This is a genomic window from Dietzia sp. DQ12-76 (genome assembly GCF_014145045.1).
Taxonomy (GTDB): domain Bacteria; phylum Actinomycetota; class Actinomycetes; order Mycobacteriales; family Mycobacteriaceae; genus Dietzia.
Map to the genome: position 1 here is coordinate 1 of NZ_JAALDV010000319.1, position 6,531 is coordinate 6,531.

Sequence of the window (6,531 nt, forward strand, 5' to 3'; positions counted from 1 at the left end):
CCGCCGCTGGTCGACCACCGGTAACCGGGCGACGAGCTCACGGGCGAAGGGTGCCCGCACCGGGACGACGTGGCCCACCGCGATGTCCGGCCGGGAGGCCGTGCGCATGCCCGCCCCCACCACGTCCACGACCTCGCTCATGCCGTCGCGGGTCTCGAACACCACGGCGGCGATCCCCGTGTCGTCGACGAGGCGTTCCAGGGGCTGACGGGCGGCCCGGGCCAGGTCGACCTCGGCGGACAGGGATGCGGCGATCGTGCGCATTGTGGGCCCGGCGCGCCACCCGCCCTCCCACTTCTCGGCCCACCGTGCGTCCTGCATCTCCGCCAGCACGGCGTGGAGGGTGGAGCGGCTGGCCCCGGTGATCCGGGCGATCTCCGCGAGGGGCAGCGGTGGGCCCTCGCGTGACAGTGCCTCGATCACGGCGAGGACGCGATGCGTGGGCTCATGGCGCATAGTCGACATCGTATGTCGACATGTCGGCGATGTGCGCACTGTTTCGCTCGCCGAGATGAAAATCGCGGCCTTCGGGGCGCACGATGGACCCCGAACCAGACCGCAGACAGACCTGTCTGCGGTCTGTCGTCCGGTCGGACCGGGCCAGCCCACGACATTGGAGGTCGCATGACAGCGAGGACGGCGGTGACGCTCTCGCACCTCGACGCACTCGAGGCCGAGTCCGTCCACATCTTCCGCGAGGTAGCCGCGCAGTTCGAACGCCCGGGGATGCTGTTCTCGGGTGGCAAGGACTCCGTGGTGATGTTCCACCTTGCGCGCAAGGCCTTCTGGCCCGCGCCCATGCCGTTCCCGCTCATGCACGTCGACACCGGGCACAACTTCGACGAGGTCATCGAGTACCGCGACAGGGTGGTCGACCAGACCGGCGTCCAACTGCTCGTGTCCTACGTCCAGGACGACATCGACGCCGGCCGCGTGGTCGAGGAGACCGGCGTCGGCACCAGCCGTAACCGCCTCCAGACGGCCGCGCTGTTGCGCGGCATCCAGGAGAACCGCTTCGACGCGGTCTTCGGGGGCGCCCGTCGCGACGAGGAGAAGGCCCGGGCCAAGGAGCGCGTCTTCTCCTTCCGCGACGCGTTCGGAGCCTGGGACCCGCGCGCGCAGCGCCCCGAGCTGTGGAAGCTCTACAACGGTAATCACCGCAAGGGCGAGCACATCCGGGTGTTCCCGCTGTCCAACTGGACCGAGCTGGACATCTGGCAGTACATCGAGCGCGAGGACATCGCGCTGCCGCCCATCTACTACGCGCACCAGCGCGAGGTGATCGAGCGCGACGGCATGCTGCTGGCCAAGACCCGCTTCCTCGAGACCCTCCCGGGCGAGGAGGCGCGCACCGAGCTGGTCCGTTTCCGCACCGTCGGGGACGCCACCTGCACCGGCTGCGTGGAGTCCGACGCCGCCGACAACGCCGCCGTCGTGGCCGAGGTCGCGGGCACCCGCGTCACCGAGCGCGGCGCCACCCGTGCCGACGACCGGATCTCCGAGGCCGGCATGGAAGACCGCAAGAAGGAAGGCTACTTCTGATGAGTTCCGCCACCACCGCGTCCTCCGCCGGCGCCCCGTCCCTCAGCACCGCGTCGACCCTCACCGCGGAGCAGTTGAGCACGATGTCCGAGCACGCCCAGCTGCTACGCATCGCCACCGCGGGGTCGGTCGACGACGGTAAGTCGACCCTCATCGGGCGCCTGCTCTTCGACTCCAAGGGCATCTTCGAGGACCAGCTGGCCTCGATCGAGGCCACCTCCGCCAAGCGCGGCGACGAGTACACCGACCTCGCGCTGCTCACCGACGGGCTGCGGTCCGAGCGCGAGCAGGGCATCACCATCGACGTGGCCTATCGCTACTTCTCGAGTCCGCGTCGCAAGTTCATCATCGCCGACACCCCGGGCCACGTGCAGTACACGCGCAACATGGTCACCGGTGCCTCGACGGCCGACGTGGCGATCATCCTCGTCGACGCCCGCAAGGGGGTGCTCGAGCAGACCCGCCGGCACGCGTTCCTGTCCGCGCTCCTGGGCATCCCCCGCCTGGTCGTGGCCGTCAACAAGATGGATCTGGTCGACTACGACGAGGCCACGTTCGAGGCCATCCGCACCGAGTTCACCGACTTCGCGGCCAAGCTCGAGGTCCACGACGTGACGTTCGTCCCGCTGTCCGCCCTCAAGGGTGACAACGTGGTCGACAGGTCCGAGGCCATGCCCTGGTACACGGGCCCGGCACTGCTCGACCACCTGGAGAACGTGCACATCGCGTCGGACCGCAACCTCACCGACGTCCGGTTCCCCGTGCAGTACGTGATCCGCCCCCAGCGCGCCGACGGACTGGACCACCGGTCCTTCGCCGGCACCGTCGCCGGGGGGATCATGAAGGTCGACGACGAGGTGGTGGTCATGCCGTCCGGTCGGCAGTCGACCATCAAGGCCATCTGGGGCCCGGGCGGAGCCGAGCTCGACGAGGCGGCGGCGCCGGCCGCGGTGACCATCGCGCTCAACGACGAGATCGACATCGTCCGCGGTGAGATGATCGCCCGGCCCGGCAACCGGCCGCACCAGGGCACCGAGCTCGAGGCGATGGTCTGCTGGTTCGCCGACGACTCGACCCTCACGCCCAACAAGCGGTACGTCGTCAAGCACACCACCCGCGACACCAAGGCGATCGTCACGGGCCTGGAGTACCGGCTCGACGTCAACACCCTGCACCGCGACCCCGACTCCACCGAGCTGGGGCTCAACGAGATCGGTCGCATCGGCCTGCGCACGCAGACGCCGTTGATGTACGACCCCTACCGCCGCAACCGGGACACCGGGGCGTTCATCCTCGTGGACGAGCTCTCCGGCAACACCGTGGGCGCGGGCATGATCATCGGGCCCGCCACCACCGGGTCCAACGTGGTCTGGCACGCCGGTGCCGTCCAGCGCGGCGACCGCGGGCAGGGCCGCACCCTGTGGCTCACCGGCCTGTCGGGTTCGGGCAAGTCCACGATCGCCTCCGAGGTGGAGCGGTTACTCATCGAGTCCGGCCACCCCGCCTACATCCTCGACGGGGACAACCTGAGGCACGGCCTCAACGCCGACCTCGGGTTCTCGGCCGAGGACCGGGCGGAGAACATCCGTCGCACCGCGGAGGTGGCGGCACTGTTCGCCGATGCCGGCGTCGTCGTCATCTGTTCCCTCATCTCCCCGATGCGCGCCGACCGCGACAAAGCGCGCGGCGTCCACTCCGCGGCCGACCTGCCCTTCACCGAGGTGTTCGTGGACACGCCGTTGGCCGAGTGCGAGGCGCGCGACCCCAAGGGGCTGTACGCCAAGGCGCGGGCCGGCGAGATCCCGGAGTTCACCGGCGTCTCCGCGCCGTACGAGCCGCCGCTGACCCCCGACCTACACATCCGTCCGGAGGACGGCACCGCGGAAGAGGTGGCGCAGCGGATCGTCAGCTCGATCCTGGGCGTCTGAGCGGGTGCCCGAGGCGCTCTGGTCCTACGACTCACTGGGGCTGCTGGTCGTCAGCGCGGTGATCGGCGTGGTCATAGGTCTGACGGGGATGGGCGGCGGGGCGTTGATGACGCCCGCGCTCATCCTCGTGGGGATCCCTCCCACCGCCGCCGTGGCCAACGATCTGGTGGTCAACGCGGTGAACAAGGTGGTCGGGGCCGGAGTGCACTGGAAGCACGGCAAACCCAACCTGAAGATCGCGTTCTGGCTGATCCTGGGCTCGGTTCCGACCGCGTACCTGGGGGCCTGGCTGGTGCACGCGGTGGGAGCCGACGACGTCCAGGGGCTGCTGAAGAAGGCCATCGGCGGGACGCTCATCGTGGCCTCCTCCGCCTACTTCCTGCGGGCGTTCTTCGAGATGGCCGGCAAGATCCGTACGGGCAGCGACCCGAACCCACCGGTCAGACCGCTCGTCACCCTGCTGGTCGGAGTGGTCGGCGGGCTGATGGTGGGCATCACCTCGGTGGGCTCCGGCACGGTCATCATGATGTGCATCATGCTGCTGTACCCGACCCTGGCCGCGCTGCGGCTGGTGGGCACCGACCTCGTGCAGGCGGTCCCGCTGGTGATCGCGGCGGCCATCGGGCACGTGATGGTGACCGGCGTCGACTGGACCCTGCTGGTGCCGCTGCTGATCGGCGGGGCGATCGGGACGTTCTTCGGCTCCCGGGTCGCCGGCCGGGTGCCGCAGGGTCTGATCCGGCGGGGCATCACCATCGTGTTGGCGGTCACCGCCTCGGCGATGCTCGGGGCGTCGCCGCCACTGATCGGTGTGATCGCCCTGGTGCTGGTGACGGGCGGGCCACTCGTATGGCGGGCGCTGGTGCGCAGATACTCGGTGCATCTCGGCGAGCGGGCGGCGCAGGACCGCGTGCGCGCCTGACCCTCGCCTGACTCACGTACACGGCGCGCCGGGCCCACCCGCGTGCCGATCCCGCCGCATCCGCGCGTGAGTACTGCATCCACTCACGATATTCCGCGTGCGAATGCAGTAATGGCGCGCGGATGGGGGTTGGCGCGCGGATGGAGCTTGGCGCGCGGATCGGGCGGAGGGGCGGTCAGGAGGTGGTGACGAGTTCCGGATCGGGAGTCCGCTCACGGCGGACGGCACGCACCGCGTGGACCACGAGCGCGATCCACACCAGGACCAGCGTCCCGAGCACGGGCCCGATCACGATCGCCGGGGCGTCGGCAGCGCTCAGCAGGGTGAAGGTGTTGGTGATGATGATGAGACCGCCCGCGGCCGTGCCCAGGACGCGGGCGGACATGTGCCGGACCATCCAGGCCGCGAACGGAGCGGCGGTCACGCCACCGACGAGCAGCGCGACGGCGAACGCCCAGTTGATGCCCGCGGCGCCGAGACCGAAGAGGAAGCCGATGGACGCGCTCACCGCCACCACGAACTCGGAGGCGCTGATCGAGCCGACCACCTTGCGCGGTTCCACCCGGCCCGAGGAGAGCAGAGTGGTGGTCCCCACCGGGCCCCACCCGCCGCCTCCGAACGCGTCGAGTGTTCCGCCGACGAAGCCCAGTGGCACCAGGAAGCGCGCCGAGATCTGGCCGGAGAACTGGGGCCGCCTGCCTCCCAGTCGCAGGAAGCGGTAGAGGACGTAGAAACCCAGTGCGAGCAGGAGCGAAGCGACGATGGGCTTGGCGGTCGCGCTGGACAACGACGCCAGGGCCGTCGCGCCGATGAAGGCGCCCACCGCGCCCGGGCCCGCGAGGATCGCGACGATGCGCCAGTCCACGTTCCCGAACTTGTGGTGGGAGACGCCGGACGCGAGGGTGGTGCCGATCTGGGCGAAGTGCACGGCTGCCGACGCGGCCGCGGGCGCGATCCCGGCGGCCACGAGGATGGTCGTCGAGGTGACGCCGTATCCCATGCCGAGCGAGCCGTCGACCAGCTGGGCGAGCAGTCCGGCGAAGCCGAGGATGATCAGGGTGGGCACGAGGGGGATCCTCCGGCGTCGGTCGAGTGGGGGGTTCTCGGAACCACGTAGCGGGCGAGGCCTCGTCCGGCCGCGGCCCACTAGGGCATTAAACAGAGTAGTTCAGTAGACTTTAGCATCAGGGCCTGGGGTTGGCCACCACGGCGGGTCGGCGGGTCAGTGGCGGCGGGGTCCGCCGCTCACCGGGGCTCCCAGGCGTCCTCGTCCAGGGTGAGGGCGTGGACCTCGCCCGGTAGCCGGCCCTCGGCGAGGTCGGACAGTGTCACTGCGTCCATGACCCGCCGCAGGGACGCCCTCGACGCGATCCACACGTGCTGGAGGACCGCGGCCCGCTCGTTGTAATCGACCGCCTCGGGCCGCACGTCATACACGCTGACGAGCGGGCCGTCGACCGCGCGGAGGACATCGGCGACAGTGACGGAGCCCGCGTCCTGAGCGAGTGTCCAGCCACCGGTCTTGCCCCGTCGGCTGGCCACGATGCCGGCCCGGCGCAGGTCCGACAGGATCGATTGCAGGAAGCCGTGCGGGATGTCCTGGAGCCGGCCCAGTTCCTCGGCGCTGATCGGGTTCTCGCGGGGACCGTCGCCACTGTGGGCGCGTTGGGCGTTCGCGAGCTCGACGAGCGCACGCAGCGCGTAGTCCGACTTCGCGGTGACCCTCATGGGAACAGTCTCCCATGGGGGCGGATCTCCTGAGTGGCCGCGGACCGGGGTGGGGGAGCGGCGCCGGACAACCTGGCAGGCGTCAACATGAAAGTTTTGTGACATAATGGCCGAATTCGCGCCGGCTCGGGGTCGGCGCCCTGCTCCGAGGAGCGACATGAACGAGGCGGATGAGCGGACCTGCTACGTCCACGAGACCTCCGACGGCGCGGTCTGGAGCTGCCGTCGTTGTGGCGCGACCAGCGGCACGCTGCCCTCGCGAGGCGCGGCGCGGGTCGCCGCCGACGCCCACCGTTGCCCGGATGAGCCGGCCCGCGTGGTCCGGGAGTACGGCAGCAGTCGACGCCGCGGCCTGCGTCTGCGTCGGCGATAGCCGTCCCGCATCCGCTGCCGCATCGGGCCTTCTACTGT

Annotated in this window: 7 protein-coding genes; 4 read left to right on the top strand and 3 right to left on the bottom strand. The window is 70.2% G+C overall.

The features are described from left to right. Positions 1 to 456, bottom strand: a 456-nt coding sequence (locus G6019_RS11335; RefSeq protein WP_182627609.1) for a helix-turn-helix domain-containing protein, incomplete at its 3' end; no start/stop codon positions are given. 168 nt (positions 457 to 624) lie between these two features. Between G6019_RS11335 and cysD the strand changes: the two genes are divergently transcribed. From cysD to G6019_RS11350, 3 genes are all read left to right on the top strand, one after another. Beyond that, positions 625 to 1,542: a sulfate adenylyltransferase subunit CysD gene (gene cysD, locus G6019_RS11340; RefSeq protein WP_107757162.1), complete on the top strand. Its 918-nt coding sequence runs from the start codon at positions 625 to 627 to the stop codon at positions 1,540 to 1,542. Positions 1,543 to 1,625: 83 nt separating this feature from the next. After that, positions 1,626 to 3,470 (top strand): adenylyl-sulfate kinase, encoded by a 1,845-nt coding sequence (gene cysC, locus G6019_RS11345; protein WP_370446360.1) that lies wholly within the window; start codon positions 1,626 to 1,628, stop codon positions 3,468 to 3,470. 4 nt (positions 3,471 to 3,474) lie between these two features. Continuing rightward, on the top strand, positions 3,475 to 4,392 hold the full coding sequence (locus G6019_RS11350) for a sulfite exporter TauE/SafE family protein (protein WP_182611972.1): 918 nt from the start codon (positions 3,475 to 3,477) through the stop codon (positions 4,390 to 4,392). Between the two features lie 175 nt (positions 4,393 to 4,567). On the opposite strand, the gene G6019_RS11355 is transcribed toward G6019_RS11350, so the two are convergent. Together G6019_RS11355 and G6019_RS11360 are read right to left on the bottom strand one after the other, a co-directional pair. Continuing rightward, positions 4,568 to 5,458 carry a TSUP family transporter gene (locus tag G6019_RS11355; RefSeq protein ID WP_182611973.1) on the bottom strand — a complete coding sequence of 297 codons (891 nt, stop codon included), beginning with the start codon at positions 5,456 to 5,458 and terminating at the stop codon, positions 4,568 to 4,570. Positions 5,459 to 5,637: 179 nt separating this feature from the next. After that, entirely contained in the window at positions 5,638 to 6,120 is a 483-nt protein-coding gene (locus tag G6019_RS11360; protein WP_182611974.1) for an RrF2 family transcriptional regulator, read from the bottom strand. 157 nt (positions 6,121 to 6,277) lie between these two features. On the opposite strand from G6019_RS11360, the gene G6019_RS11365 reads away from it, so the two are divergent. Then, the gene (locus G6019_RS11365) at positions 6,278 to 6,493 is read left to right on the top strand and encodes a hypothetical protein (RefSeq protein WP_182627610.1); all 216 of its coding nucleotides are present in this window, start codon (positions 6,278 to 6,280) and stop codon (positions 6,491 to 6,493) included. Positions 6,494 to 6,531: the final 38 nt, after the last annotated feature.

Coding starts and splice junctions, on each gene's coding strand:
- cysD (WP_107757162.1), top strand. CDS start 625: ATGACAGCGAGGACGGCGGTGACGCTCTCGCACCTCGACGCACTCGAG.
- cysC (WP_370446360.1), top strand. CDS start 1,626: ATGTCCGAGCACGCCCAGCTGCTACGCATCGCCACCGCGGGGTCGGTC.
- G6019_RS11360 (WP_182611974.1), bottom strand. CDS start 6,120: ATGAGGGTCACCGCGAAGTCGGACTACGCGCTGCGTGCGCTCGTCGAG.
- G6019_RS11365 (WP_182627610.1), top strand. CDS start 6,278: ATGAACGAGGCGGATGAGCGGACCTGCTACGTCCACGAGACCTCCGAC.